General features: G+C 65.7%; 28 protein-coding genes. 14 read left to right on the top strand and 14 right to left on the bottom strand.

Annotated elements, in window-relative coordinates; all coding sequences use genetic code 11:
- Positions 1-53: 53 nt before the first annotated feature.
- Together OHS03_RS06995 and OHS03_RS06990 are read right to left on the bottom strand one after the other, a co-directional pair.
- Positions 54-449 carry a hypothetical protein gene (locus OHS03_RS06995; RefSeq protein ID WP_328661676.1) on the bottom strand — a complete coding sequence of 132 codons (396 nt, stop codon included), beginning with the start codon at positions 447-449 and terminating at the stop codon, positions 54-56.
- Complete coding sequence (locus OHS03_RS06990) at positions 449-751, bottom strand: hypothetical protein (protein ID WP_328661674.1); 303 nt, start codon at positions 749-751, stop codon at positions 449-451. The genes OHS03_RS06995 and OHS03_RS06990 overlap by 1 nt, the downstream gene beginning before the upstream one ends.
- Before the next feature lie 64 nt (positions 752-815).
- Here OHS03_RS06990 and OHS03_RS06985 point away from each other — a divergent pair, with 64 nt between their 5' ends.
- The 4 genes from OHS03_RS06985 to OHS03_RS06970 all read left to right on the top strand — a co-directional run bounded on the left by OHS03_RS06985 (position 816) and on the right by OHS03_RS06970 (position 3,056).
- Positions 816-1,487: a TetR/AcrR family transcriptional regulator gene (locus tag OHS03_RS06985; protein WP_328661672.1), complete on the top strand. Its 672-nt coding sequence runs from the start codon at positions 816-818 to the stop codon at positions 1,485-1,487.
- An 83-nt stretch (positions 1,488-1,570) separates the two neighbouring features.
- Complete coding sequence (locus OHS03_RS06980; protein ID WP_328661671.1) at positions 1,571-1,948, top strand: sigma factor; 378 nt, start codon at positions 1,571-1,573, stop codon at positions 1,946-1,948.
- Positions 1,949-1,959: 11 nt separating this feature from the next.
- On the top strand, positions 1,960-2,514 hold the full coding sequence (locus OHS03_RS06975) for a nuclear transport factor 2 family protein (RefSeq protein WP_328661670.1): 555 nt from the start codon (positions 1,960-1,962) through the stop codon (positions 2,512-2,514).
- Positions 2,515-2,621: 107 nt separating this feature from the next.
- A complete protein-coding gene (locus tag OHS03_RS06970) occupies positions 2,622-3,056 on the top strand; it encodes a YybH family protein (RefSeq protein ID WP_328661669.1) in 435 nt (144 codons plus the stop codon).
- Between the two features lie 130 nt (positions 3,057-3,186).
- Here OHS03_RS06970 and OHS03_RS06965 read toward each other — a convergent pair whose 3' ends face one another.
- From OHS03_RS06965 to OHS03_RS06940, 6 genes are all read right to left on the bottom strand, one after another.
- On the bottom strand, positions 3,187-4,275 hold the full coding sequence (locus tag OHS03_RS06965) for a family 2 encapsulin nanocompartment cargo protein polyprenyl transferase (RefSeq protein WP_328661668.1): 1,089 nt from the start codon (positions 4,273-4,275) through the stop codon (positions 3,187-3,189).
- On the bottom strand, positions 4,272-5,663 hold the full coding sequence (locus tag OHS03_RS06960; RefSeq protein WP_328661667.1) for a family 2B encapsulin nanocompartment shell protein: 1,392 nt from the start codon (positions 5,661-5,663) through the stop codon (positions 4,272-4,274). The genes OHS03_RS06965 and OHS03_RS06960 overlap by 4 nt, the downstream gene beginning before the upstream one ends.
- Entirely contained in the window at positions 5,660-7,936 is a 2,277-nt protein-coding gene (locus OHS03_RS06955) for a terpene synthase family protein (protein ID WP_328661666.1), read from the bottom strand. The genes OHS03_RS06960 and OHS03_RS06955 overlap by 4 nt, the downstream gene beginning before the upstream one ends.
- Before the next feature lie 4 nt (positions 7,937-7,940).
- Positions 7,941-9,362 (bottom strand): family 2B encapsulin nanocompartment shell protein, encoded by a 1,422-nt coding sequence (locus OHS03_RS06950; RefSeq protein WP_328661665.1) that lies wholly within the window; start codon positions 9,360-9,362, stop codon positions 7,941-7,943.
- A 261-nt stretch (positions 9,363-9,623) separates the two neighbouring features.
- Positions 9,624-9,770, bottom strand: a complete 147-nt coding sequence (locus tag OHS03_RS06945) for a hypothetical protein (RefSeq protein WP_328661664.1) — start codon at positions 9,768-9,770, stop codon at positions 9,624-9,626.
- A 770-nt stretch (positions 9,771-10,540) separates the two neighbouring features.
- The gene (locus OHS03_RS06940; protein ID WP_328661663.1) at positions 10,541-11,293 is read right to left on the bottom strand and encodes a bestrophin-like domain; all 753 of its coding nucleotides are present in this window, start codon (positions 11,291-11,293) and stop codon (positions 10,541-10,543) included.
- 498 nt (positions 11,294-11,791) lie between these two features.
- Between OHS03_RS06940 and OHS03_RS06935 the strand changes: the two genes are divergently transcribed.
- Positions 11,792-12,925, top strand: coding sequence for a helix-turn-helix domain-containing protein (locus OHS03_RS06935; RefSeq protein WP_328661662.1), 1,134 nt, complete (start codon positions 11,792-11,794; stop codon positions 12,923-12,925).
- Between the two features lie 21 nt (positions 12,926-12,946).
- On the opposite strand, the gene OHS03_RS06930 is transcribed toward OHS03_RS06935, so the two are convergent.
- Complete coding sequence (locus tag OHS03_RS06930; protein ID WP_328661661.1) at positions 12,947-14,083, bottom strand: acyl-CoA dehydrogenase family protein; 1,137 nt, start codon at positions 14,081-14,083, stop codon at positions 12,947-12,949.
- Positions 14,084-14,281: 198 nt separating this feature from the next.
- Between OHS03_RS06930 and OHS03_RS06925 the strand changes: the two genes are divergently transcribed.
- The 8 genes from OHS03_RS06925 to OHS03_RS06890 all read left to right on the top strand — a co-directional run bounded on the left by OHS03_RS06925 (position 14,282) and on the right by OHS03_RS06890 (position 21,840).
- Positions 14,282-14,839, top strand: coding sequence for a hypothetical protein (locus OHS03_RS06925; protein WP_056820787.1), 558 nt, complete (start codon positions 14,282-14,284; stop codon positions 14,837-14,839).
- Entirely contained in the window at positions 14,836-15,513 is a 678-nt protein-coding gene (locus tag OHS03_RS06920; RefSeq protein ID WP_328661660.1) for a hypothetical protein, read from the top strand. The genes OHS03_RS06925 and OHS03_RS06920 overlap by 4 nt, the downstream gene beginning before the upstream one ends.
- 346 nt (positions 15,514-15,859) lie before the next feature.
- The gene (locus OHS03_RS06915; RefSeq protein ID WP_407942462.1) at positions 15,860-16,369 is read left to right on the top strand and encodes an SRPBCC family protein; all 510 of its coding nucleotides are present in this window, start codon (positions 15,860-15,862) and stop codon (positions 16,367-16,369) included.
- Between the two features lie 128 nt (positions 16,370-16,497).
- On the top strand, positions 16,498-17,787 hold the full coding sequence (locus OHS03_RS06910; RefSeq protein ID WP_328661659.1) for a serine hydrolase domain-containing protein: 1,290 nt from the start codon (positions 16,498-16,500) through the stop codon (positions 17,785-17,787).
- A gap of 314 nt (positions 17,788-18,101) precedes the next feature.
- A complete protein-coding gene (locus OHS03_RS06905; protein ID WP_328661658.1) occupies positions 18,102-19,391 on the top strand; it encodes a PucR family transcriptional regulator in 1,290 nt (429 codons plus the stop codon).
- Positions 19,392-19,850: 459 nt separating this feature from the next.
- Entirely contained in the window at positions 19,851-21,092 is a 1,242-nt protein-coding gene (locus OHS03_RS06900; RefSeq protein WP_328661657.1) for an oxygenase MpaB family protein, read from the top strand.
- A gap of 21 nt (positions 21,093-21,113) precedes the next feature.
- On the top strand, positions 21,114-21,515 hold the full coding sequence (locus OHS03_RS06895; RefSeq protein ID WP_328664112.1) for a group I truncated hemoglobin: 402 nt from the start codon (positions 21,114-21,116) through the stop codon (positions 21,513-21,515).
- 52 nt (positions 21,516-21,567) lie between these two features.
- Positions 21,568-21,840 (top strand): hypothetical protein, encoded by a 273-nt coding sequence (locus OHS03_RS06890; protein WP_131816546.1) that lies wholly within the window; start codon positions 21,568-21,570, stop codon positions 21,838-21,840.
- Positions 21,841-21,875: 35 nt separating this feature from the next.
- Here the strand turns inward: OHS03_RS06890 and OHS03_RS06885 are convergent, their stop codons facing one another.
- Positions 21,876-22,754: an alpha/beta fold hydrolase gene (locus OHS03_RS06885; RefSeq protein WP_328661656.1), complete on the bottom strand. Its 879-nt coding sequence runs from the start codon at positions 22,752-22,754 to the stop codon at positions 21,876-21,878.
- Positions 22,755-22,843: 89 nt separating this feature from the next.
- Complete coding sequence (locus tag OHS03_RS06880; protein WP_328661655.1) at positions 22,844-23,512, bottom strand: DUF3159 domain-containing protein; 669 nt, start codon at positions 23,510-23,512, stop codon at positions 22,844-22,846.
- 391 nt (positions 23,513-23,903) lie between these two features.
- Here OHS03_RS06880 and OHS03_RS06875 point away from each other — a divergent pair, with 391 nt between their 5' ends.
- Positions 23,904-24,149, top strand: a complete 246-nt coding sequence (locus OHS03_RS06875) for a hypothetical protein (RefSeq protein WP_328661654.1) — start codon at positions 23,904-23,906, stop codon at positions 24,147-24,149.
- Between the two features lie 96 nt (positions 24,150-24,245).
- Here the strand turns inward: OHS03_RS06875 and OHS03_RS06870 are convergent, their stop codons facing one another.
- From OHS03_RS06870 to OHS03_RS06860, 3 genes are read right to left on the bottom strand one after another with little or no spacing between them, the layout of a single operon-like run.
- Positions 24,246-25,049 carry a MerR family transcriptional regulator gene (locus tag OHS03_RS06870; RefSeq protein ID WP_328661653.1) on the bottom strand — a complete coding sequence of 268 codons (804 nt, stop codon included), beginning with the start codon at positions 25,047-25,049 and terminating at the stop codon, positions 24,246-24,248.
- A 28-nt stretch (positions 25,050-25,077) separates the two neighbouring features.
- Positions 25,078-25,890, bottom strand: a complete 813-nt coding sequence (locus OHS03_RS06865; protein ID WP_328661652.1) for an alpha/beta fold hydrolase — start codon at positions 25,888-25,890, stop codon at positions 25,078-25,080.
- A 46-nt stretch (positions 25,891-25,936) separates the two neighbouring features.
- The gene (locus OHS03_RS06860) at positions 25,937-26,503 is read right to left on the bottom strand and encodes a hypothetical protein (protein ID WP_328661651.1); all 567 of its coding nucleotides are present in this window, start codon (positions 26,501-26,503) and stop codon (positions 25,937-25,939) included.
- Positions 26,504-26,529 lie beyond the last annotated feature (26 nt).

The raw sequence follows: 26,529 nt of genomic DNA, 5'->3' as shown, positions 1-26,529 counted from the left end.
CCTCTACACGAAGATCGTCGAGGGTCGGCAAAACTCATTGCTCGATGGGCTGATCAATCTCCGATGCAGCGTGCTCCTTTGATACCGACGGCGAGTTCGGACCCGTCGGCGGAGACAACGGAGACGCTGTTCACGTCCTCGGTGTAGGCGACAGTCGCTGCCGCAGTACAGATTCGGAGTGCGGTCTGAGCACTGGTCGGATCGTCGGCCAGATTAGTCTCGATGGTGACGGCGGTACATTGGCCGGTTATCGAGACTCCGGTGATGGCGAACTCGGAGACTGCGTTCCTGATCTGATCGACGTCGCCGCACCCGTCGCCGGTCGGCTGGAGACTCGCGGTAGATGCCGGTACCCCGGTCGAGGTGTCCGATGTGCTCGCGCACGCGGCCGACATGCCCAGTGCCGCACAGACAACGAACCATCGCAACGCATCGTAGGGACTGCTCATCACATGGTCTGCGCGTCGATGAGCGTGCCGGTCGCGTGTACGACATCGAGATGCTCTACCACCGGCTCGCCCGGGCGGTGACCGGCGAAGGCGGTGTCGACGGCGGGATGGATGCGATCTTCGAAGGCACGAGAGCAGTGCGCCTCGGATTCCCACACGTCGATGTAGCGCAGCCCGCCGTCGGCGCGGCGCACGCATAGATGGAGGAGCGAGCCGTCGAGCGGCTCGGGGCCGAGCTCTTCGATGATCCGGCGGTAGAGCTCCTCACCGATAGGGACGTCTTGAATGTAGGCGTAGACCATGGCCGTATCCCTTCTGAATTGATCCGAATAAGGTTCGGATCAATATTGGGTAGGATAAGCGCCCATGGACGAGAACGTCAAGGTCGGCAAGCGTCGATACAACGCTCCGCGGCGCGCCGCGCAGGCGGCGGATACGCGTCATGCGATCCTCGACGCCGCGCGGCGCTTGTTCGTTCAGAACGGGTACGCCGCCACCACCGTGAGCGAGATCGCCACGGACGCCGGCGTTTCCGTCGACACTGTCTATGCGTCCATCGGTCGCAAGCCCGTGCTGCTCCGAGAACTCGTCGAGACCGCGCTCTCCGGCACGGACCAAGCGATTCCGGCCCGGCAGCGGGAGTACGTTCGCGCGATCGGCGAGGCGACATCGGCCGAAGACAAGATCGCGATCTACGCCCACGCGCTGGCCGCGATCCAGCAACGGCTCGCGCCGATCTTCCTCGCCCTGCGCGATGCCGCGACGACCGACGCGTCCTGCGCCCGGGTGTGGGCCGAAATCGGCGATCGGCGGGCCGCCAACATGCGTGAGTTCGCGGCCGATCTGCGCAGCACGGGGCAGCTGCGCGAGGATCTGTCCGACGACGAGGTAGCCGACATCCTCTGGAGTATGAACGCGACCGAATACTGGGTGCTCCTTGTCGGCGAACGCCGTTGGACGGCAGAGCGCTTCCGCGACTGGATTGTCGACGCATGGACCCGCTCGCTGTTGACCGACCCCGAAGCGCCCCACGCCTGAGCCGGTACTGCCTCCTGTTCCGAGCCCGCGTTCGGGGACTGTCGAGGTGGCGGCCGTGTGCCATGATCGGCAGGGTGAACAATGTGGGCGATTCCGCATTCGATCGAGCCGAGTTCGATCAGCTCGTCGGCTCGTTGCGCGCGGAGTTGCACATGCACTGCTATCGACTCCTCGGCTCGGTGCACGACGCCGACGACGCCCTGCAAGAGGCGATGCTGCGCGCCTGGCGTTCCCGTGCGAATCTCACCGACCCGCAGAAGTTCCGGCCGTGGCTGTACAAGATCGCTACGAACCGGTGCCTGACCATGCTCGAGCAGCGCGGACGCCGCGAACTGCCGATGGACAGCGCACCGAATGAGCCTGCGGCCGAACGGATCTGGCTCGATCCCTTTCCCGGTCTCGGCGCGCGGGCGAGCCGGGACCGGAAGCTCGCTACACGGCGAGGGAGGCCGTGGAATTAGCTTTTGTAGCCATGATCCAGCAGCTGCCAGGACTCCAGCGCGGTGTCTTGATCCTGCGCGATGTCCTCGGCTTCACAGCACACGAGACAGCCGAATTGCTCGACGTGACTGTCGCGTCGGCCAACAGCGCCCTGCAACGCGCTCGAGCGCACGCCGAACAAAACGCTTCCACTCCGTCACAAGACCCGGGTGATCCGCGGACTCGTCACCTCGCCCAGCGCTACGCGGCCGCGTGGGAGGCTGCCGACGTGGACGGCATCATCGAACTGCTCGCCGCCGATGCCAGGTACGCCATGCCACCGCTGCCCCAATGGTATGCCGGGCAGGCAGCCATCCGAGACTTCCTGGTGGCCCAGCCCTTGCGCTGGCGCTGGCGTTTCCTGCCCACCGTGGCCAATGGCCAACCAGCCTTCGGCACCTATTCGTGGGATACCGAGAGCCACGTTTTCACTGCCATGGCACTCGATGTGCTGGTGGTGCGCGACGGCGCGATCACCGACGTGGTGTCGTTCCTCGATCCGACGCTCTTCCCCCGTTTCGCACTTCCGAGCACTGTGTCCGACTGATTTCCCGCCCGACGATTATTTCGACACCCACCGCAGGGTCATATCGGCAGTGGGACGTTCCCACCGGCCGAGACCCGAGAGCCTCGGCACATCGAAGGGAGACCGACATGTCGGAAGACCATGCCGAGATCCGCACACTGGTGCATGCATGGGCGAGCGCCGTCCGTGACCGCGACCTCGACCGCGTGCTGGCCGACCACACCGCTGACATCGTCATGTTCGATGTTCCGCCGCCACAGAACGGGGTCCGCGGTATCGACGCCTACCGGGAAACCTGGCCGCCCTTCTTTCAATGGCTGGCGCGCGGCGCGGAGTTCGACATCGTCGAACTCGACGTGACCGCAGGAGCCGATGTCGCTTACGCGAACGCTCTGCTGCGCTGCGGCACCCCAGAAGACTTTGCCGCACAACCGGATACGCGCTTGCGCCTTACTCTGGGCCTTCGCAAGGACCACGGACGCTGGGTTGTCGCCCACGAACACCATTCTTTCCCGGACACAACCGTCACAGACACGCAGCCGCCTCAGGGCCCGAGACTATGAGTACTACACGGGCACCCTCGAAGACTTCCGTCAGCTCTACGGCGGTCTGACGGTCCGCCAGACCGGCCACGGCCCGGCCGGGGCCGTAGCCGTGGCCGGGCGGTGGCATGCAACCCGATCGTGCGCGGCGTCAGCAGTCTCGGTCCGCGGCCAGTGCCGCGAGCAGGTCAAGATCTGCCAGGGCTTCTGCGTCGGACCCGACCTGCGAGATCGCCGACATCGCTTCCTCGTACAGCTGTCTCGCCTGCAGGCGGCTCCATTCCCGCCCGCCTGCGGCTTCGATCAGCTCGGCGGCGTGAACCAATTCGCTGTCGTCGAGCGGCTTTTCGCGGAGGTAGAGGTCAGCGAGCGCGCCCGCTTCGGGGGTGTTCGAGCGCAGTGCGAACACCACCGGCAGCGACTTCTTGCGACTGCGCAGGTCGGAGAACACCGATTTGCCGGTGACGTGCGGGTCGCCCCAGATGCCGAGCAGGTCGTCGGTGTGCTGGAAGGCACGGCCGAGGCGCCTGCCGAACTCTTGCAGGTGCAGGAGCTCACCGGAGTCCGCGTTTCCGAACAGGCCACCGAGGGCGGCCGAACATCCGAACAGCGCCCCGGTTTTCTGGTCGACCATGGTGAGGCATTCGTCGACCTCGACATCGGTGCGCCGCTCGAATCCCAGGTCGGCGCACTGGCCCTCGACGAGGTGCAGCACCGAGCGGCTCATCAGGTTCGTCGCTTCCACGATCGGTGTGGTCGGCTCCGCCGCGAGCAGGGAATAGGCCTGGGCGACCAGCGCGTCGCCGGCGAGGATGGCAGGACCGATACCGAAAGCGGTCCACGCGGTCGGGCGGTGCCGTCGGGTGGTGTCTCGGTCCATCACATCGTCGTGGAGCAACGAGAAGTTGTGCACCAGTTCGACCGCGACGGCCGCGCGCACGGCAGCTGCCACGTCACCGCCGGTCAACCGGGCGGCCGACAGAACAAGCGCGGGGCGGATCGCCTTGCCACCGTCGTGCTTTTCCGGCCGCCCTGTCGGGTCCCACCAGCCGAAGTGGTACCCGACGATAGTGCGAACCGTGGCGGGCATCATCTGCACGGCGGCGTGCAGGGTGGCGGAGCAGGCCTCGCGACATTGATCGAGTACGTCGGCGGCCGTGCGTGGGCTCGGTGACACCGCGGGTGCTGTCACGGGTGTCTGCGCCAGGATCGGCGTGCTCGCGGCCTGCGGAGTGCTCATCGATTCACCTGCACTTCGGTCAGTGCACCAAGGGCGTCCGGAACAAGAACGGCCGCAGCGTGATTGGCGCTGATGAGGTAGGAGGCGATCGCCCGATCGTCGATGCCGGTGAAGCGGACGTTGATGCCCGGCTCGACTTCGTCGGGCAGGCCGGTCTGGCGCAGGCCGATCACCCCGTCGTCGGATTCACCGATCCGCATCGCCAATATCGTGCTGGTCCCGCTCGGCGAAATCGGGATCTTGTCCGAGGGCAGGAGCGGCACATTGCGCCACGCGTGCACCAGCTTTCCCTCGATTTCGATGGGATCCGGGTAGATGCCTCGGGCCGTGCACTCGTGGCCGAACTGGGCGATCACGCGGGGGTGGGCGAGGAAGAACGCGGTCTTACGACGGCGAGCCAGCAGGCGATCGAGGTCGTCGGGTGTCGGGCGGCCGGTGGCAGAGCACAACCGCTGACTCGGGTCGACGTTGTGCAGCAGGCCGTAGTCGTGGTGGGTCAGCAGGTCGAGTTCCTGGCGTTCCCGCAGCGCTGCTATCGACAGGCGCAGCTGCTGGTCGAGCTGGTTCATCGGCTTGTTGTAGAGGTCGGTGACCCGGGTGTGCACGCGCAGCAGCAGTTGCGCGATGCTGAGCTCGAGTTCGCGCGGTTGCTGGTCGTAGTCGACGTAGGTTCCGGGCAGGGTCGGCTCGCCCTGCTGACCCGACAGCAGTCCGATCGCCGCCTGACCGTATTTGTCGGCACCGGTCCGTTCGGCGGCGACCGCGGTTCCGAGGTCGGCGACGTGGGCGGCCAGACGGGGTTCACGGGCACACAACGCGTCGAACACCGCGCGCGGCAACGCCAATACCGTGCAGGCGGTGTTCGCGGTCGCCGTGTATTCCCAAATGGCCTGTCCACCGAGAAGAGTGGCGGCGCCGAGGTGGCTGCCGTCGTCGAGCACGTCGAGCTGTACCTGCTGGCCGTATTCGCCGGGGCCGGTCAGCACGACCCGGCCGTGGGCGAGCACATAGGCCGCATCGATTTCGTTGCCGAACTCGCAGATCGTCTCCCCCGCCGCGAACTCCTGCTGAGTGAACAGGCGGGCGAGCTCGACCAGGGTGTCGTCGTCGTCGAAATCGCGCAGCGCCCGCAATTCGCGCAGTTCGGCCGGGATCACCTGATAGCGGCCGTTGGCCAGCGTGCAGGTGACGTAGCCGTCCCCGACGGTGTAGGTCAGGCGCCGGTTGACCCGGTAGGTTCCGCCGTCGACCTCGACCCAGGGCAGCATGCGCAGCAGCCAGCGGGGCGTGATTCCTTGCATCTGCGGAACAGATTTGGTGGTGGTCGCCAGTGTGCGGGCGGCGGCGACACCGAAGGCGGTCGGTGGGTTCTGGGCGGTGTTGGTCACAAGGAAGTCCTTCCCGGCGAGGTGGCATGGGTGGCGACGCGCGGACGAATGCGGGCGGCGGCGGTGCCGATACCCGAGGGTCCCCACGTGTGGACCGGGCGGGCGGCAGTGTGTGGTTGCCTGCCGACCGGGTAGTGCAGGTTCTCCGGGCTGTAGCGGCTGGTGCCGCGATGCCAGTGCAGGATGCCCGCGATCCAATCACGCAGTTCGTCGATGTAGCTGGTCAGCGCCGCGCGAGCGGTGGCGTCGAGCCCGTGGTGTTCGAACAGGACTGGCAATTCGTCGTCGACGAGTCGTTGGAACTGTCGCATTCTGGCCCGCATCAGGTCGTCGACGACCTTGGCGGCGATGTCGCGGTCGCAATCGAAGAACGACTCGACCACCAGGATCGCGTTGTGCAACTCGGCTTCGTATTCGATCTCCTTCTGATAGGAGAAGAAGTCGTTGATCAAACAGCCGTAGTCCTGCGCGGCGTGTTCGATGCCGCGCATGGTGGTGGACTCGAACACCGCATCGGGTATCAGGCCGCCACGGGCGATCTTCGACAGCGCGATCGTCAGATCCGAGCCGAAGGTGCGACGGCGCATCTCCAGGTAGTCGACCGGGTCGGGGACCCGATGCTGGATGTGGTTGGCCAGCTCCCACAACCAGCTTTCGGTCATGGATTCCACCGCCTGCCGGAACGTACGCCGAGCGGCCGGCGACATCGGCCGCGCGGTGCGCGACCACAGGTCAACCAGCGACCGTTCCAACGGATTAGCCGGTGCACCAACGGCTTTCAGGTCCAACGGCATGAACGTCGACAGTCTGGCGTTGCAGGCTTTCGCCCCGGCCATCGCGGCGGCACCCTGGGTGGGCGGGAAGACGGTGGGAAAGTAGTCGTCGCCCCAGGTCCCCCAGGTGAGCCATTCGGCCGACAGTGTCAGCGCCTCGATATCGGCGTCGGGATCCAAACCGGCTGAGCACAGCGCGAAATCGAATCCGACCGTATCCTCGCGAGCCCACAACTGCCGCCCACCGAGCTCGGGCAGCGGGTCGTGGAATCCGACCTGTTGCGCCCACTCGATACTGGCCGCGCGCGCTACGGGCAAATGCGGTGACAGACTCAGTTCGAATGGCACGTCGAAGTCGGGCAACGGCAATTGCCCGGTGCGGCGCAACGGAATCTGGCGGTGACTACGCGCTCCGCCCGGCCCGGCCAGACCCTTCCAGAACCCGGGTCTGGCCAGCTCGGTGCCGAGCCCCGCGGGACCGAACGACATCGGTCCCGCCGCCGCGGAGCCGTTCATGTACCGATTGGACCGCAGATGCCATTCGTGGCCACCCGACTGCCAGTCCTGCAGACCTTGCGCATATGACAGCGTCGCCGCGCACTGCACCGCGTCCAGCCTGTGCTCGTCGAACAGCAGGGGCAGCTCGGTGAGCACGGTGTTCTCGAACTGGTGGATCCTCGAGGTGAGCTGGTCGTTGACGATGTCGGCGGCCTGCTGCGGCGAACAGTCGAAGAACCGCTCCATTACCAGGACTCCGTTGTTCACCTCACCTTCTTCCTCGGTCTCGCGCTGATACGAGAAGATGTCGTTGCGCAGGTGCACCGCGTCGGAGAAGGTGTCCTTGAGCACGCGCATCGGCCGGGTGCCGACGACGGCTTCGGGGATCTCGGTGCCGCGGGCGTACTCCACCAGATCGGCCGACCACGGTGCGCCGCCGACCCTGCGCCGCATCTCGATGTAGTCGATGGGGTTCGGAATCCGGGCGGTATTGATGTTGCCGATCTCCCAGACGCAGTCGAGCAGCAGGTTCCGGGTGCTTTCGCGGAACCGTTCCTGCCAGCCCTGCGACATCGACGGCACTGTCCGCGTCCACAGGTCGGCGAGACCACGTTCATCGGGGTTGGTCGGTTCGGGCATCGCGGCACCGTCGGGCGGCATGAACGTGGCCAGGCGGTCGAGATATCGCCGTGCGCCGTCCATGTCGCCGGTGCGTTTGAAGGCGTCGAGGAAGTGGTCGTCGAAGTAGAAAACCCAGGTGTACCAGTCGGTGACGGTGTCGAGCACCGGTGCGCTCGCCTCCGGATGGGTATAGGCGCACAGGCCGGCATAGTCCATGCCGTCGAAACTCGCCTCCTCCCACACCACATCGCCACCGACGGTGTCGCCGAGCATTCCCATCTCGTAGGCCCACTGTTTGGTATGTGCCCGTGCTTGTTCCACGTGCGCGTTCAGCCGCGCGGGATGAGCGACGTAGAACTCGGGCAGCTCGAAGGGCTGCACGATGTCAGCCCTCGGCGCCGAGCTGCACGTTCTCGAGAATGGCGAGGGCATCGGGCACCAGCACGGCGCCCGAGTAGTAGGTGCTGACCAGGTAGGAGATGATCGCCTTGTCGTCGATGCCCATGAAGCGCACATTCAGTCCGGGCTCGTACTCGTCGGGAATCCCGATCTGGCGCAGGCCGATCACGCCCTGGGCCGCTTCACCGGTGCGCATCAGCATGATCGAGGTGGTGCGGCTGGCCGAGGTGCCGATCTTGTTGCACGGCAGGATCGGTATGCCGCGCCACGACGGCACCCGATGCCCGTTCAGCTCGGTGCTCGTCGGGTAGATGCCGCGCCGGCTGCACTCGGCGCCGAAGGCGGCGATGGCCTTCGGATTGGCCAGGAAGAACGTGGGTTCCTTCCAGACCAGGGCCAGCAATTCGTCCAGGTCGTCCGGTGTCGGCGGGCCGGTGCGGGTGCTGATCCGCTGACGTGGTGCCGCGTTGTGCAGCAGACCGAAGTCGCGGTTGTTGACCATCTCGTCTTCTTGGCGCTCGCGCAGGGCCTCGATGGTCAGCCGCAGCTGCTGTTCGATCTGGTCCATCGGCTTGTTGTAGAGGTCGGCGACTCGGCTGTGGACCCGCAGCACGGTCTGCGCGATGCTCAATTCGTATTCGCGCGGTGACAGGTCGTAGTCGACGAAGGTGCCCTGCAACTGCGGCTCGCCGTCGTGGCCGGAGGCGAGCTCGATCGAACTCTCGCCGTGGGGGTTTGCCCGCTCATCGGCGACGGCATCGTCGAGCTGGGCCACCCGCACGTGCTCGCGCAATCCTTCGATCCGTGCGCTGACCTCGGCCAGAGCGCGGGAGGTGAGGACCAGGCAGGTGCACGCGGTGACGGCTTTGACGGTGAAGTCCCACGGCTGTGCGTCGGCACCGAGGATCCGTTCTCCGATGAACCGGCCGTCGGTCATGATCTCGAGAACGGTCGACTCGTCGTAGGCGCCGGTGCCGAGCTTGTCGGCCTTGCCGTGGGCGAGCACCACCAGCTCTTCGGCCGGCTGACCGGCTTCGGCGATGATGTCGCCGGGCGCGTACTGCCGTTCGACGAAGGAGTCCGCAAGCACCTGCAAGGCAGCGTCATCGGAGTACTGGCGCAGATGGCGCAGCTCACGCAGATCGGGTGCGAGAACCCGGGCCTGGCCCGCGGTGTCGTAGCAGGTGATCAAGCCGTCGCCGACCGTGTAGGTGAGGCGACGGTTGACGCGGTACACACCACCGTCGGCCTGCACCCACGGCAGCAGTTTCAGCAGCCACCGAGAGGTGATGCCCTGCATCTGCGGCACGGATTTGGTGGTGGTTGCCAGGTTTCGCGCGGCCACAGTGCTGAGGCTCAGCTGGGCGGCGGCAATGGTTCCAGAGAAAGGTTCAGCCAGTTCAGTCATGAGTTCTTCCTGCTTCTAGAGACATGGGAGAAACGAGATGACACACCACGGGGGAACGAACGAATCAGTTATCCACCGGCTATCAATAGCGGCAAAACGACTGTAGCGGAAAGCGTGCGGTGTTCGAGGGAAATTGAGCTGAATTCTGTTGTGCGCTAACAAGATTCAAAGCCATGGACTGATTCGCGGCATGCGGCAACCCGGGTCGGAGCAGCCCTCGTGGCACTGCCACGAGGGCTGCGAAATAGTTGCTGCCACTGCTCACGAACGTCGCAATGCCGCCCTGGCCGCACCCGCGCTTCCCATGATGAGCACCAAGGCGGTCAGCGCCCAGCGCCGCTGTTCGACGGCCACCGGCTGGGCAACCACCGCCTCCGGTTCCTGCTCGGGGGGCGCAAGAAACCTCATCGGCATGGAGACCGGGACGGGTGTGCTTGGCGCCTCCTGCGCGGGTGACGGAAGCGGCGGCGCGGGACCGACCGACACGCTCGGCGGTGGTGCCGGGGGTGGTTCTCGGACCGGTGACGGTTCAGGTGCAGGCGGCACTATCGGCGGCGGGGCCGAGGGCAATGGCATCGGTACGGGCAGCGGGGGCGGCGCGGGAGAAGGCAACGGAAAGGGTGGGGGCGCCGGAACAGGCAGCGGGAGCGGAGGTCGGGGCGCCGGAACATGCACTTCCGGTCCATCGAACGGGCGGGCCGGAGCCGGTAACTCCAGACCCCCGAAGGGCGGTACCCGCTCCGGAGCAACCGGCACCTCGTACGAGCGTTCAGGAACAGGAATCTCCAGCCCGCCGAACGGGGGAACGACCGGCTTCTCGAATGCCCTTCTCGGCGTGGTTGTCTCCGGTCGATCGGGCCGTTCACTCTGACCGGGGAGCAGGGGTTCCGCGAACGGTCGCCGGGTGTCAGGGGCATCCGGTTCCTCGAACCGAGGCACCGATCGAGGAATCCCGCCCGGTGTCGGTTGCACGGTCGTGGCGCCGGGTGGCACGCGAGGCGTATCAACGGGTTCCGCCGGGGCGGTGGTGAGCGTTCCAGCTCGCGGCGTGCTTCGGGGTAGGACGACACTCGGCGGCTCGTTCGACGGGGACATCGGAGTCGCACCGACCGACCCCGGCGCGAACAGACCGACCCCCGACAGCAGAGCAGCCCAGATCCCCCTCCGCACAGTCATTTTCACCTCAGCTGCGCCAGCACGGCGTCGAAGGCCGTCGGTGCCACCGCAGCGGCCCGGCCGTAGGGATTCTGCAGTTCGAAGATGGTGAAGATCATGAACGTCACCACCGCCGCGAAACTGGCCACCACGACGACATGAATGCGCGCGCTGGTGCCGGAGAACAGCAGTGACAAACCCACCGACAGAATCGCACCGAGCGCCAGCGCCAGCCACATCATCGGCGACAACGCGCTGCCCGCGGCCTCGATCCTGGACTGCCTGGCCTCGTAGACCTCCCACAGCCGATCGGCTGCCGCGATCTGGCGCGAACGTTGCCATTCGTCGGCGGCGGGGGTGGCGGCAATGGCGGCGCGCACCGTCGACAGCTGGTTCCACGCCTTGTCGTCGACATCTTCGCCGGAGGTCATGGCGGGCCACTCGACCTCGATCACCTGGCCGGTGTAGGCATGGACGGCCCTGGTGACGGTGCCGCGGGCAGGTTCGGACAACGCGTCGCCCGCCCACTGCAGGGCGAGCAATCGGTCCGCTTCGTCGGACGCGGCCTTCGCCGCGCTCGCGTTGGTATCGAGCACGCCGATGAGCAGGAACGACGCCAGCACCACCTGCAGACCGCCGACGAGGGTGAAGACCTGCCCCACCGACTCGTTGGTGGCCTCGCCGTCGCGGCCCTTGCCGCGCCTGCGCAGCAAGTAGGCGGCGGTCCCGGCCGATCCGGCGGCCACGATTACCCACAGCAGTGCTTCCCAGAGCATGTCTCGGTAGTCCTTCGTCGTCGAGGTGGGCGATGATGCGCGCCGGAAATCACTGAAGATTTGTGTGGACCACCTCCGAGGAAGGGAGGACACGATGAGGAATCCTGCGACCGACAACCACGGAATAGCAAGGGGGCCAACGGTGTCGAGATTAGGCCGCGGGCACGAGTGCCGCAATGACCAAGCAAACCGTCGACGAGCTCCCGCACCGACCACCGCAGGACCGAAATCGGCAGGCGGGACCCTCCTTCGAGGCAGTCGACCGCGCGACTCTCGCAGACGGTCCTGGCACGACATCCCGGCGAACCTGGCACGGAATGCGAGTGTCGTCCACGCGTCGATACCGAGATCGACCCGACCGCACAGAGGCACCGAATTACGCTGTTATCCTTGACCTTTCGAGAGCGATTCCAGATTGTCGACAGGTGCAGGCAACCGGTGACGGATCCGCGTCCTACCCGTTCCCGGCGACCGCGCACCCCTGCGCGGAGGTGGGATATGCACAGCGAGATGGACGCGCACGAGATCGAGGCCGGACGGCGGACCGAGCCCGGCGGACAGCGCCCAGCCCGGGCCAAGGTCGATCCGAAGACCTCGACCCGAGAGAAGTCCGCTTTGTTCGGATTGGGGCAATCGACGAGCGAATTGATCCGACCGGAAACAAATTGTCCGCTGGAACGCCCCGGCCCCGCCGATGACCAGGGTGTGCCCCTGCGCGGATCGCGCGATCTCCAGCGGGTGGGGTTCGGCTGCGACCTGCGCGCCCGGGAGGACTTCGCTGCCACGCTGTGGACCTCGAGCACCGGGTCGGTGTTGGTCGCCCGGCTGCGGTCCTCGGACATCACCGCCGAGCGCGGTATCGGTGTCGACGACGACCACTACAGCCAGTACCTACAACTGGGTGTGGTGCTGGCCGGACGAGCCACGCTCGAGCAACGGGGCCATCGATCGACCGCGGTCGCCGGGGAGGCTTTCGCGCTGTGCCTCGACAGCCCGTTCCGCTCGACTCTCGCCCGATGCGAAACCCCCGCCACCGACGTGCTCTACCTCTACCTCCCGGTGGATTCGCTGACCGCGTGGGGTCTGAACGCCGCCGCGGCGGGCGGCCGGTCGTGGCCGCTGTCGCGGGCGGCAGTGTCTGCCCTGATGGTTGCTCGCGATATAGCCTGTGGCGCAACGATTCCCGGCAGCTTGCGGATAGTCGCGCGCATCGACGAGATCCTGTTCCGGGCGGCGGTAGTAGCTCTGCTGGAACGGGATCTCGCCGATGCGACAAAGGAACTCACCGCCGAGGATGTGCTGCGCCGCCGCGCGGCCGACTTCATCGACCGCAACTTCGCCGACCCGGCCGTGAACCCGGATGCGGTCGCGGTTCGGTTGCACGTGAGCAGACGAACCCTGTTCCGGGCGTTCGAACTCCAGGGCATGTCCGTCGGGCGGCTCATCCGCACCCGCAGACTGGCTGCCGCGGCGAGCGCGCTCAGTGACGACACCCGCGGGCTCCGCGATATCGCCGACAGCTGCGGTTTCCGCACGGTCGACCAACTCTCGCGAGCCTTCCGCGCCAAGTACGGGGTAACCCCCGCCGCCTACCGCACCGCACGGCGCAGGGATGCGATGGCGGGCTGGTGACCGCCGACAGCTCGACGTCGATCAAGGGCTCGGCGGCGGCGAAGCGACGCCGAGCACCTCCCGGCCGATCTCGCCGGCCAGTACCTCCGTCGAGTACGCCATGAGCTGCCCGGCCTCGGCGTCGCGTAGGTGTCGCTGGATCGGCGACCCGCGCAGATAGCCCGACGCTCCACCCACGCGCACGCCCAATTGCGCGACGTCCACGGCCACCTTGTTCGCCAGGTACTTCGCCCGCGACAGAGTGGCGAAAAAGGCGGGGTTGGCGCTGTCGGCTTCGCGCAGACCCTGGTCGTAGAGGGCGTGCGCGGCGGCGAGCCGGATCTGCACGTCGGCGACCTCGTGCTGCACCCACTGTTGGTCGGCCAGCGGATTGCCGAGGATCAGTCGCGAGCGCGCGTGCGCGACCAACGCGGCAAGCGCCGCGTCGGCGATACCGAGGGAAATGGCAGGCAACCCGGCCGGGATCACGGCGAAATCGCCAGGTCCGGGTGCGCGACCGCGATATTCGGCGCGCAACACGGTGTTGTCGAAGGCCAGCAGCTGACTACGGGTCGCTCGCAAACCGAGGGTGTCCCAGATCGGGATGATCGATACGGACTCGTCCGGTATCACCCCGAAGAACGTCGGCACTCCCGAGACCAGCGCGTTCACCAGCAAGTAGTCCGCGATCTCGCTACCGGAGACAAACCGTTTCGCACCGGAGAGCGACCAGCCGCCCACCGCGGGTTCGGCCACCTGCTGCGGCTGCAGAAAGCGGTTCCCGCTGCCCGGTTCGGACAAGGCATTGGCGAACCGTTTACCCGCGAGGAACTCGTCGGCGAAAAACGACCCCGCCGAATCGCCGGTCAACTCCGCCAACGCGACGCCCGCACCAGCATGCATCACCCAGATCGTGGCGATGGACGGATCGGCCTTCGCCAGTATCCGGACCACTGTCCCGAACGACTGATAGCTCAATCCGAGCCCACCCAGTCGGCGAGGCAGCACCGCCCGATCGACCTGAGCATCATGCAGGGCGGTCAGCTCCTCTACCGGAATCTCGGCCCGCTCGTCGTAGTCGGCCGCGTCGGCGGCGAAACCCGCCGCCAGTTCGGTCACCCGATCCAGGATCTCCTGTTCGCCCGACTCCGGCGACGATCCGACCTGCGCGCTGATCACGAATTATCCTCCGCTCGAAAGGGTTTCGACCAGGATACGCAGCGCGCCGCACGCCGCCGCGAGATCGGGATTCCGGCCCACGGGTATCGCGGCGGCGAGCCCGAATCTGCTGCTCTCCTTGATCATCCGGGTGCTCGGCCTGTTTGAGAATCGATTGTCGAGGCATTCCGGGACAAGAGGCTCGTAGAAGGAGAACTTGTGACTTCCGGAATTCTGGTAGCTGTCATTGTCATCGTGGTCGTACTCGCCGGTGCGGCTTTTCTGGCCCAGCCGTACCTACGCCGGAGGCGTCTGCGAGGCCGCTTCGGGTCCGAATACGACCGGGCGCTCGAACAGACCGACGATCGTCGCGCCGCCGAACGCGAACTGGTGGAACGTGAGCGCAGGCACCACTCGCTCGAGCTGCGTGAACTGACCTCCGAACGCAAGCAAGAGCTCACCGCGGCCTGGACGAACGTGCAGGAACGCTTCGTCGACAAGCCCGCCGACGCTGTCAGCGAGGCCGACCGGCTCGTCACGACCGTGATGGCCGAACGCGGCTATCCCACCGAGGGTTTCGACCAGCAGGCCGCCGACCTCTCCGTCGAGCATGCCGCGACCCTCGGTCACTACCGCGACGCCCACGACATCGCGATCAAGCACGCGGACGGAAAGGCGAGCACCGAAGACCTTCGGACCGCCCTCGTGCATTACCGCGCGCTGTTCCTCGATCTGACGAACGGCCACACCACGCACAAGAAGGACACAGTGTCATGAGCACCGAAAACGACCGAATCAAGACCGATGCGCGCACCGACGATGTCGAGCACGCCCCTCTCGGCGAACGCGATCGCCTCACGGCAGGCAAGCACGTCGATCACCAGGTGATCGACGCCGAGGTCATCGATCCGGATTCCGGACGGGATCCGAAGGCCTCCGGCACCGTGGACGAGACGCGGCCGGATCGCCGTCCCGACGAAACCGCCGCCGGGAAGCGCGCAGACGGCAAGCACGCTCCCGTGGCGGCCTCCACCTCAGGCGAGGCCGATGCGGATCTCACCGGTACCCGGCCAGAGGTCGGCACCGAACGCGACGCGATCGCCGATGAGACCGACTCCGTTCACGCGGGGCACGAGCCGGCAGTAGCGCAGAAAAGCCCGGCTACCGAGGTGGAGGACGACGTCGTTCCGCTGTTCGACGAAAAGTCCCTGGAACAGCTGCGCGGTCGCTGGCGCGATCTGCAGGGCTCCTTCGTCGACGATCCCCGTGATGCCGTGTCCCAGGCCGACACTCTGGTCGCCGAACTGATCCACGAGCTGACCAGCACCTACGCCGAACGCCAGAAGATCATCGCGGGCCGGTGGTCGGAGAGCCCGGACACCGAGTCGTTGCGGCGCGCGCTGCGCAGCTACCGCGCGTTCTTCGACCAGCTGCTGACCCCCACCGCCTGACCTCGGTATCTGCCACAGAACCGTACGAGCGCTCGATACACCGCAGCGCTCGTACGGTTCTGTCGTCTTCCGCGGACTACGCGAGATTGACCTCCCCCAGCGTGGGTACGCGCGCCGTATGGAACTCCTCGTGATCGTCGCCCTGGTCGTGTTCGTCGCGGTTGTCCTGCTGAGAAGCAACCGCACCAAAAAGCCGCCGGACCGTCCGTCGTCAAGGGAAAACGACCCGGAATAGGGTGCGCGATGGGCCGCGCCCGCGGACAGCCGTGATCCGTGGCGAGCCCCCACTGTGCGAGGTCAGTGATCGATTGCCGGTTCGGAGTCGCGGGACCGGGTAAGCGCCGATGTGACCAGCGAGGATGACCGAACCGAGGAGACGATCCACGACATGGTTCAGGTGACGCGCACGATCGAGGCCCCGGTGGACGAAGTGTTCGCTGTGCTCGCCGACGGATGGTCCTATGCGAGTTGGGTCGTCGGTGCCTCCCATATCCGCGGAGTGGACGACGCGTGGCCGGCCGCGGGAGCTCGCATTCATCACAGCGTCGGGCCGTGGCCGGGCACGATCCAGGACACGACCGCGGTTCGCGCCGTCGATTCGCCGCACAGCATCGAACTCGATGCCAGACTCTGGCCATTCGGCAGCGCAGTTGTTCGGCTGGAACTACGCACCCTCGGCCCTACTTCGTGTGAGGTCGTGATGACCGAGCGAGCCGTTCGCGGACCGAGTCGATTCATTCCGCATGCGGCGCAGGCGCTGCTACTCGCGCCACGTAATCGCGAGTCGTTGTCACGGCTCGCCGATCTCACCGAGGGCGGGTACGTGGACGCGAGGGCCGACAGTAAAGACCGGTGAAGCGCACTTTTTCACCTCAGCCATTACCTCTGAATTCCCATGAGCCGGGTTAGAGTTGCACCGCGCGGCATTTCCCCTCCTGAGCAAACGCCGATCGGAGAATCATGGGACACCGGACGAGTATCGCAGTGTTGGTCGCGACCGCGGGTTTGTTGATCGCCACGGGCTGCGGCACGTCGTCGGACTCCGGCGGCAGCGCCACGAGCACCCCGGCCCCCTCGCAGGCCGAGCCCGCGTACGCCGCCACTCTCCGGCCGGTGATCACCCAGCTGATGAAGGACAATGTCATTCCCGGCGCCGTCGTGGTCGTCAAATCGCCGACGAAGGGGAACTGGACCGAGACATTCGGCACTCGCGTCATCGGGACCGACGACCCTATGTCGGTGGACGATTATTTCCGCATCGCGAGTAACACCAAGACCATGACGTCGACGGTGATCCTGCAGTTGGTGCAGGAGGGCAAGCTCGCGCTCGATGACACGATCGACAAATACTGGCCCGGAGTTCCGAACGGCGATCGCATCACCATCGCTCAGCTGTCCGAAATGCGAAGCGGTCTATACAGTTACACGTTCGACCCGCAATTCAACGCCTTGCTCGACAGTGACCCGAACAAGGTGTGGACGCCGGAGGAATTGCTCGCGATCGCCTTCTCGCACCCTGTCGATTTCGCGCCGGGTGAGAAATTCGATTACTGCAATACCAACATCATCCTGCTCGGCCTCGTCATCGAGAAGATCACCAAGATGTCGGCGGCCGAGAATTTCCAGAAGCGGATCTTCGAGCCGCTGGGCCTGAAGCACACCTCGCTGCCCGCGGCGGCGGACCCCTCGATCCCCGATCCGCACCCGCAGGGGTACGCGTTCGGCACCAATGTCTCCACCATCGACACCTACGCCCTGCCGCCCGAAGAACAGGCGGCCGCACTCGCGGGCACGCTCCAACCCAGCAACGCGACCGACCAGAGCCCGTCGTGGACCTGGACCGCGGGCGCCGCGATATCGACAGTCGATGATGTGGCCACGTATGTGCGCGCACTCGTCGAGGGCGACCTCCTGGATGACGAGCTGCAGCGGGTTCGCATGGACAGCATCCAGCCGATCGATCCCGCCGCTCCCGATGTCGCCGGATACGGTTTGGGCATCGTCCGATTCGGTCTGCATCTGTTCGGGCACGACGGTCAGATGCCGGGATTCATGACCTTCATGGGACATGACCCCGCCTCGGACCTCACGATCGTGGTCGCCACGAACCTCGCGACGGTGCCGTCGGGCGAGGGGTCGGCGCTGGTACTGGTCAAGGGCATGCTGCCGACCTTCTACGGTCCCGAGGCGGTGCCGGGCAATCCCGCCGCACCGAGCACCGGCGCGACGACCTCGCCCACCAGCCCTGCCGGACCGACCACTACGGGCCGCTGAGGTTACACTGCAGGACGAACAGAAGTTACTTGTGGTTCTTCTTCGCAAAGGCTAGCAGCCAGCAGGCATGGCGAGCACTGACCGGTCTATCCCCTCGATATGAGCCGTACTCAGATGGGCGAACCGGGGACAACTCGCAAGCGGGCTTGATAAGTTACTATTAATTCTAGATCCACGCACAACGGCCTACGAGGTCGTCGACCGCACGATCGGGGTCCGTGGGCTCTCGACGAAGAAGGATGCTGCGGACGTCCTCGCTCGACGCAGGCGGTCGACGACCGATGCCGTGTGGGTTGCGACCCGAAGGAGCCACGATGTCGATCGAACTGGACTACTCGCCGATGCGGTCGCCGTTGCCCGATACGGCAAGCCTCGCAGGCCAGCTCGTCAGCCACTTCATCGACAATGTGGCCACCCGCGACACCCAATTGGGCGACGCGATCCACGAAGACATCGCCACGGTGACGAAGAAGTGCCTGGAGATCGGCGACGGTGTCATCGCCGGCCGCAACGTCTCCGAACAACTGGACTGGTTCTCGGCTGCCGCAGCGGGCTGGGCGCGCGAAGCCGTGCCGATCGACACCATCTTGGATGCCTTCTACGAATCGCTGCGCGTGAGCGTCGACCGGATCTGCACTTCCGACGCGGCCTACGATCGCGACGCGCTGATCGACAGACTCCGCACGACCATGGCGATTTCGAACCTCATGTCCACCACGATGATCAATGCCTACCTCCGCGAGTACCGCGGGGTGGTCAGCGAACACCTCACCGCGACGCGCGCATTGACCGCGGCCCTCCTCGCAGGCCGAGCCACGACCAGCATGGCCCGCGACTGCGGCGTCAGCGTCGCCGATACCTATGCGGTGCTGGCGGTGTCGATCCCCCGAGACCCCGACGATCAAGACCCACGGATCGACGACGACATCGTCGCACGGCGAAAGCTCCGCAGAGTCCACACCGCACTCGCGGAGCACCGCGACGACGCTCTCGCCATGCTGTCGGTCGACGGCGGGACCATCCTGATTCCCGGTGCCGATACCGACGTCACCCGACTCGACATCCTGATCGAGGCGCTCTCCCGCGCCGCCAGGGTCGACATCACGGCGACCCTGATAACGACCACAACGGGCCAGATCCCGGACACCGCGCAGGTCGCTCATGACCTTCTCGACATCATCGCGCGGCTCGGCTACGCCCCGCGCCTCTATCGATTCGAAGACCTGGCGCTCGAATACCAGCTCACGCGGCCCGGCCCCGGCCTGACCAAGCTCGGCGAGCTACTCGCGCCGCTGGACAACCATCCCGATCTCTATCAGACACTGCAGATCCTCATCGCCAATGACATGAACCGCCAGCGCACCGCCCGACTCCTGCACATCCATACGAACACCATCATCTACCGACTGCACCGCATCGCGAGCTTGACCGGGCTCGACGCGATGCACGCTTCCGGCCTGTGGCAGCTGAAGTCCGCGGTGATCGCCCGCGCTTTCGAGCTGGCACGGTCATCACACCAGCGACCGACCGAGGGCACGGCGGCGGCGCATTCCCGCCAGGTACGACTCGAACGGATACAGCCGCCGACGTTCGGAAAGCACTGACAGCGCGCGACCGAGGGTGCGCATCGTGACCTCGAACAAGCGCTGACGCCGATCGCTCCACGGCGGGCGAGCTCGTCGCGACCCACTGGCGACCTCTGTAGCAACAACAAACGGACACGCTTCGCCGTCCACAACCACGCGGCGGCCAGCTCGTAAGTTACTCATAATTTTGACGATTCTCTCCAACGAATCGCTTCGATGGTCACACGCGCGCCGCGTATGTGAGCGCAGGACAGCGGACGACAAGGGGACTGAATAATACGCTGTCCAGTCAGTTTCCTGCCAACCAGCGACGATGCCGCCAGCATGAGCAGCGAAGCCCAGCGGGTTCGGCAAAAACCTCGACCGCATCCATGGAAACTTGCTAAGTTACTAGCTATTCTGAGGCTCGACCAGCTGAGACACGGGATAGTTTCATCACACCGCCGGGCCTGCGCATACTCAATGAGGAGTAATTTCATGGAAGGCCTGAATAGACGCAACGCGTTGAAAACCGGCGGAATCCTGGGCGCGATCGGTGCGCTGTCGATCGTGACGCCCGTGCGAGCCGAGCCGTGGACCTGGTCGCCACAGGGGTCGGTGGCCGGGAGCGGGTCCGGCGTCGACCCGATGACCGTGTGGGATCCCGAAGCCGACGAGCTCGTCGCCGGACTGATCGATCGCGGGGAAGTGCCGAGGGTCAACGAACTGTTGCGGACCTGGACCAGGAACGGTCAATCGTTGCCGGACGGTTTACCGACGGAGCTGCGCGACTTCATGGAGTACGCCCGCCAACTGCCGCAATGGACCGATCTGGGCGCACTGGGGACCGCGATCGAGTTCAACAAGAAGCGCGGACTGTATCTCGGTGTCCTCTACGGGTTCGCCAGCGGCATGATGAGCACCGTCATCCCGAAGGAAGCGCGAGCGGTCTACTACTCCAAGGGCGGCCACGACCTCAAAGACCGTATTACCAAGACCGCGAAACTCGGTTATGACATCGGTAGCGCGAATGCCTATGCCGCCGACGGGGAAATGATCGTCACCTGCGTCAAGACCCGGCTCGTTCATGCCGCGGTGCGCCACCTGCTGCCGCAGTCACCGCACTGGGTGCAGTCGGCCACCGAGGACATCCCGATCAGCCAGAACGACATCATGGTCACCTGGCACAGCCTGCCCACCACCGTCATGAAGCACCTGACCGCCTGGAACGTGCCGATCCCGGCGCACGAATCGGCGGCGTTCCTGCATTCGTGGCAGGTGGCCGCGCATCTGCTCGGTGTCCGCAACGAATACATCCCCAAGACGTGGCCCGACGCGAATTCCCAAGCGGCACAGGTCCTCGACCCCATCATCGAGGCAACGCCGGAAGGGGCGAAGCTCGCCGACCGACTGCTGGGATTGGGCGCCAATATCGACTTCGCGCTGCTGAGCAAGCCGATCCTCGGCGCGTTCACCCGCTTCCTGCTCGGCGACGCCATCGCCGACGGACTCGCGATTCCGCGGGAACCGGTCTGGGACCCGCTACTGCGGTTCAGTTGGGGTCCGTTCATCGCCGTTCGCGAGGGTCTGCTGACCGCGGTCCCGCCCCTGGGCGACCCTTACTGGCTCCTCGACGAATTCCTGCGCAAGGCCGCCCTGGTCTATCTGGCCGAACTGCGGATGCCGATCAGCATCGAGATTCCGACGATGAACCGCGACATGAACCAACCCCACCGCTGAACTACGGCAGGCGCTGCAATGATGTTCTACCCGCTACCATCCGAAACCCCCGAACCGTGCGAGGCCTCGTCGATCTACGAGCAGGTCGGCGGCTATGAAGCATTACAGGCTGTCGTCGACGCGTTCTACACGCGAGTACTCGCCGACGAGGCGCTCGGCCCATTCTTCGCCGGCACCAACATGACTCGCATGAAAGGTCGTCAGGTCGAGTTCTTCTCCGCCGCCCTCGGTGGTCCTGACCCCTACATCGGCGCTGCGATGAAGCAGGTACACCGTGGCCGCGGCATCACGAAGGCTCACTTCGACCTCGTCGCAGGGCACCTCGCCGAGGCCATGACTGTCGCCGGAGTCCGGTCGGAGTTGCTGGCCCAGATCCTTGACGTGGTGTCACCGCTAGCCGACGACATCTGCTCGGGCCCGTGACCGAGGACCCCATCCACCGTTCGCCTCACCCACTGTAACCAAGGACCACATGATGCGTACCACCTTGAATATCGCCGCCGTCACTGTCGCGGCAGCGGCGCTTGTCGGCACCGCTACCGCTGTCGCCGAAGGGCAAACCGGCTCGGCGGCAGTCGATTACGGCTCGTCGGCAGTGCAGTCGGCCGGCAGTTTCGTCGAGCGCGGCGACATCATCGGGTTGATAGTCCTGCTCGGTATCACCCCGATCCACATGCTGACCGGCGGCATCTGCGATCTGGCCACGTTCTCGGCCCTTCCGGATCCCTGCTCCCCTACCCGCTACTGACCCTAACGATCCGCTGGTGCCGCCCGAAGCAAGGATCATCCGGCAGTGTGCGCGAGGACGGCGGCGGACAGTTCCGCGAGCACTTCGCTCGGGAGCGTGTGACCCATGCCCGCCACCATCCTCAAGCGCGCGTCGGGGATCTGTTCGGCGATGAACACACCGTGGCCACGCTTGACGGGCTCCTGAGTGCCTTCGATGACCAGCGTGGGCGCCTGGATCCGAGACAGGACGCCCACCGGTTCGAAGTCGGGGTCGGCCGCCGCGGCCAGTCGGTGGTTGACCACCGCCGACAGGTCGCGGGCCCGATCGTGGATCCGCTCCTGCAGCGCGCGTGCCGAGTCCTCGTCGAACGGCAACTCGGCACCGTGCAGCAAACGCTGTTCGGCGATCATGCCCTCGATGCGTGCTTCTCGCTCCGTCGGCGGAGCGGCGGCCATCAGCGTGCGATAGAAGGCCACGAATTCCGGTGTCGGTTCGGGCAGACTGCCTTCCGGTTGCGGCTGACCCAGCAGTGCCCGCATGAGCACCTGCCCCTCGCCGCCACCCAGCGGCGAAGATCCGATGACGGTCAGTGAGCGCACCCGCTCAGGTCGCTCCACCGCGACGAACTGGCCGAGCAACCCGCCCGCCGAATGACACACCAGGTGCGCGCTCCCCATGCCGTGCGCGTCGAGCACGCGGTAGACGTCGTCCTTGATGTCGTGCCAGGTGTACGGCTGCGCCGCGAAGTCGACGGTCTCCGATTCTCCGGTGTCGCGATGGTCGTAACGCACCACCCGGCGACCCCCGGCCACCATCAGGTCCACGAACTCGTCCGGCCACAGGACTCCCTGGGACATCGACCCCATGATCAACAGGACCGGCGCGTCCGTTTCCAGTCCGAACTCTTCACTCCAGATAGTCACGGCTCGCATTGCGTCTCCTAGCTGTCAACCAAACCACTGCGGTCGTAGTGACAAGAACGTAGTACTACAATCGGAGTGATGTCAACCGTTCGCATCGCTCATGCGGCCAGTCGTTTGGTCGAGCGACGAAACGCCCAGACGACAACCACTAGAGCCAGCGCCAGCAGTGGGGTTCCCATGACGATCCTGGCGGTGGCCAGTCGGCCGGTGGCTTCGATGTCGTAGAGCCAGTCCTGGATGAAGTAGCGTGCCGCGAACATCACGGTGAGAGCGAGCGTGGCAAGATCGTGCCCGCGCAGTGACGGACGGTCGTGTCGCCAGTCGAACTTGTTGCCGTGCAATATGTTCCACAGCAACCCGGTCAGCGGCCGACGTACCAGCAGCGAGACGAGTGTGACAACGGCACCGGCCAGACTGGCCCAGATGCCGACCAGGAAGAACCCGCCCGCCGAGCCGGTCCACGCGGCGACCCCGCCCGCGACGACGACCCCGGCGAGCCCGCCGCTCGCCTGCACCACCGGCTCACCGCGAGCGATCCTGAGCCCCATGATGCCGAGGGCGATCGCTATAGCCGACCCGATGGCAATCGGTAGTGCCACCAACGCGTTCGCCACGACGAAGGCAACGACTGGGATGGCAGTGTAGATCATGCCTGTCGTACCGCCGAGTTGGTCGATCAGGCTCTGCGTCGGATCGGTCGTCGCTACGCGCGGGGCTGCGGTCTCGTCGACGCTGCCGAGTGTGCGGTGGGATTCGGGCTGAAGCATGGTGTTCTCCAAGCTGTTGCGAGAGAAAGGTGTTGCGCGAGGCGCACTTCCAACGTTCGTCGCTGCAGAGGCCGGAAAACAGTGCGCCTGAACACCGTTTCGAGTGACAACGCCACAGATGCGGCATGACATCTGTCACGACATGCACTTCGCCGACGCGTCGATCCGCCCGGGACTCTCGCGACAATGGGGGATTGACCGATTCGGTGTCGGCGTGATGATGATGTATCGAGTTCCCGCCTGATGCCGATCCACGCCGAGCTCACCGACAGCCTGTTCGTGCGGGCTCTGGTGGCCGATCTGCAGTTCTACGGCAGCGGTATCCCCGAATTCGAACCGCGGCTGCGCATGCTCATCAAGCTCTACCTGATCCAGTCCCTCGGCCCGACCCATGGGTCTCGACGTCGACACGATGGCCTACATCGTGCTCAACGCGGGCTTCTCCACCGCGCTGCGCTCGGTCAAGATGGAACAAGAGGGCATGGACCGCGACGCGGTAATCGACCAGACCGCCGACATGATCGGGCTCGGTCGCGCATGGCGATGCGGTTCGCCTCGACCGGCCAGCCGACCGAGGCGAACCCTTCCCCATGCACCCACACTCCGCCGCCACGTCGCGGGGCAAGGTTCACTCTAGGCGCTTCAGGGGCTCGAACACGGGAGCCGCGCCAGCGCAATCACAAGTGGCACAGGCAGCTTCGCCCGGACCGGCTCCGATGCGCTGTACGGCCGCCTATCGAGCGCTCTCAGTGACTGGAACACCGCTCCGTCTCGGATCCACGCGCTCGAGCTTGGTCCAACCGGTCCAGCCCCGCTGCTTCAGCAACTCGATCAGTCGACGGGTCGGCGTCGCGGCGTCGAGCGCCAGCGCGTCGAGCAAGTCGACCAGGGACGGCTCGAAGCCGCCGCCGACGTAGTCCTCGCCCTGCTCATCAGCGAGCTGCGTGAGGTAGGCGGCCATATTGTCGACCAGTTCGATCAGCATCGGGTCGTTGTCGGTTCGGTCGAGGACTTCGCCCAGGGTGCGGTAGAAGTCGACGAGCTGCGGATGGGCGATTTGCGCCCGCTTGCGTGCCATCAACTCCGGAACTCGCTCGGGTGAGTGCGCGACCAGCGGGATCCAGCCGTCGCGTTCGACCTCGACGATCCGCTCGTCGACACCGAGTGCCCGCAGGTGATCGAGAAACTCCACTACCTCCGGCGGCAATGCCAGGCTGTCCCCCGCGGCGAGGCGGGCGATCCGTTCGCGGTGTCGCTGCCGCTGCCAGATCTCCGCCCGCAACCGCGTATCGATGTCCGCGATCGCCGCCGCGAATTCTTCGGCGTCGGCCTGGAGCAGTTGTCGCACGCGCGCCAACGGAACCCCCGCCCCGGCGAGGGTCCGGATTCTTATCAGCTCCACCACGGTGCCCGCGTCGTACCTGCGATATCCGGAGTGGTCTCGTTCAGGCTCCGGCAGTAGCCCTTTGGCGTGATAGTGCCGCACAGCACGCACGGTCACTCCGGCATACGATGCGAGCTCGCCGATCGTCAGCATCGGACCAGTCTCCTCGGCACGCAGCAGTTCAAGTAGCCGCCCGGTCGGCGGGAGTTCGCCCGCTCCGGATGATCCGGGCGATGTCCGGAGCGTGCGTGAGGACCAGCGCGTGACCGGCATCGAGCCAGGATGGGGTGATGTCCGGCCGCTCGCGGACCAGCCGGTCGATGCCTGTCCGCCAGAGCAGATTGTGCCGCGGCGCTCGCCCCTCGACGCTGTCACCGGCCATCGAGGTCGACATGATCACGCGGATCGGACGGTCGATCCGGCGGTACCGGTCGAGAATTCCGGACCGGATCACATCGAGCTCGAGATTGAGGTCGAGGATTTCCTGTGCCGTGAGCAGCACTTGGCGCGCAGTGCCTTCGACGGTCTCCAGCCAGGCCGCCAGGTCCTCCCAGAGCACGCGAAATTCCGGCAGGTCGATCTCGGTGATGAACGGTTCGGGGATCGGATTCGCCCCGTCGATGACAACGAGTTCGCTGACAGCGTCGGGATATTCGCCGGCGTAGTGCACGACCAGATCCGCACCGTACGAGTGACCGGCGAGCACGGGCGCAGCGGGCAGGCCGCGGCGGCCCAGCTCCGCCATCACGGCGACGAAATCGCCGAAGAACGCCTCGAAGGAATAGCGGTCCCCGGCGGAGGAAAGGCCGTGGCCCCGTAGGTCGAAGGTCACCACGTCGAAGTCGCGCCGCAACAGGTCGATGAGTTCGTGTAGGTCGGCCTGTGTCGAAGCCAGACCAGGACACAGAACCAAGGGTCGCCCTTCGCCACCGCGAGACACCGGGATCGTGATGCCGTCGTGGCGGACCGTGAAGTGATCGGTTGTCGTAGTCATGCCGACCATGCTGCGGGGTTTACCCTACGTCAGGGTCAACCGTGCCCTAGGCCATCAGACTCAGCAACCCCAGGTCCTCGGCCAGCGCGCCGTCCTGGCCGAGCGCGGCGAAGTCGGCCTCGACGTCGGAGAGAGCGAGCTTGCCCGCGCGCACCGCTCGGTAGCGCACATATGACCAGAGGAAGACGTCGAGGTTGTCGAAGCGGGTGCCGCCCTCGAGCACCTCCTCCTCGTGGAACCACACCGCGACCTGACCGGAGGTGAGCACGACATAGAGGTTGCCGCCGCCATCGGCGCCGACGGAGAACACGTCCTCGTCGGTCAGCTCGGTGGCGTAGTCGGCATCGAGAATCCTGCAGCCGTTGTCGGCGAAGTCGAAAGCGTAGGACCAGTCGAAGATGTCGAGGAACTCCGGCAGCCGACCGGAGCGGACCCGGCGATCGAAGGCCGCGAGTGCGGCAGCGTCGACAGGGGCCAATTTCTCGAGAAATGGCTTCACCGAACGGGTTTCGCCGGAGACGACAACCGGTTCGCTATCGGGGAACCAGCGGGCGAGATCGGCATCGAGGCCACGATCGGTGTAGCCGACGAGGTCGGCGAGGGTGAGCGTCACGCTGAGATTGTAGAAACGATGTCCGA

The sequence above is a fragment of the Nocardia salmonicida genome (assembly GCF_036142455.1).
Lineage (GTDB): Bacteria > Actinomycetota > Actinomycetes > Mycobacteriales > Mycobacteriaceae > Nocardia > Nocardia salmonicida.
The sequence above is the reverse complement of the archived record's forward strand: the minus strand, read 5'-3'. Positions and strand labels throughout refer to the sequence as shown.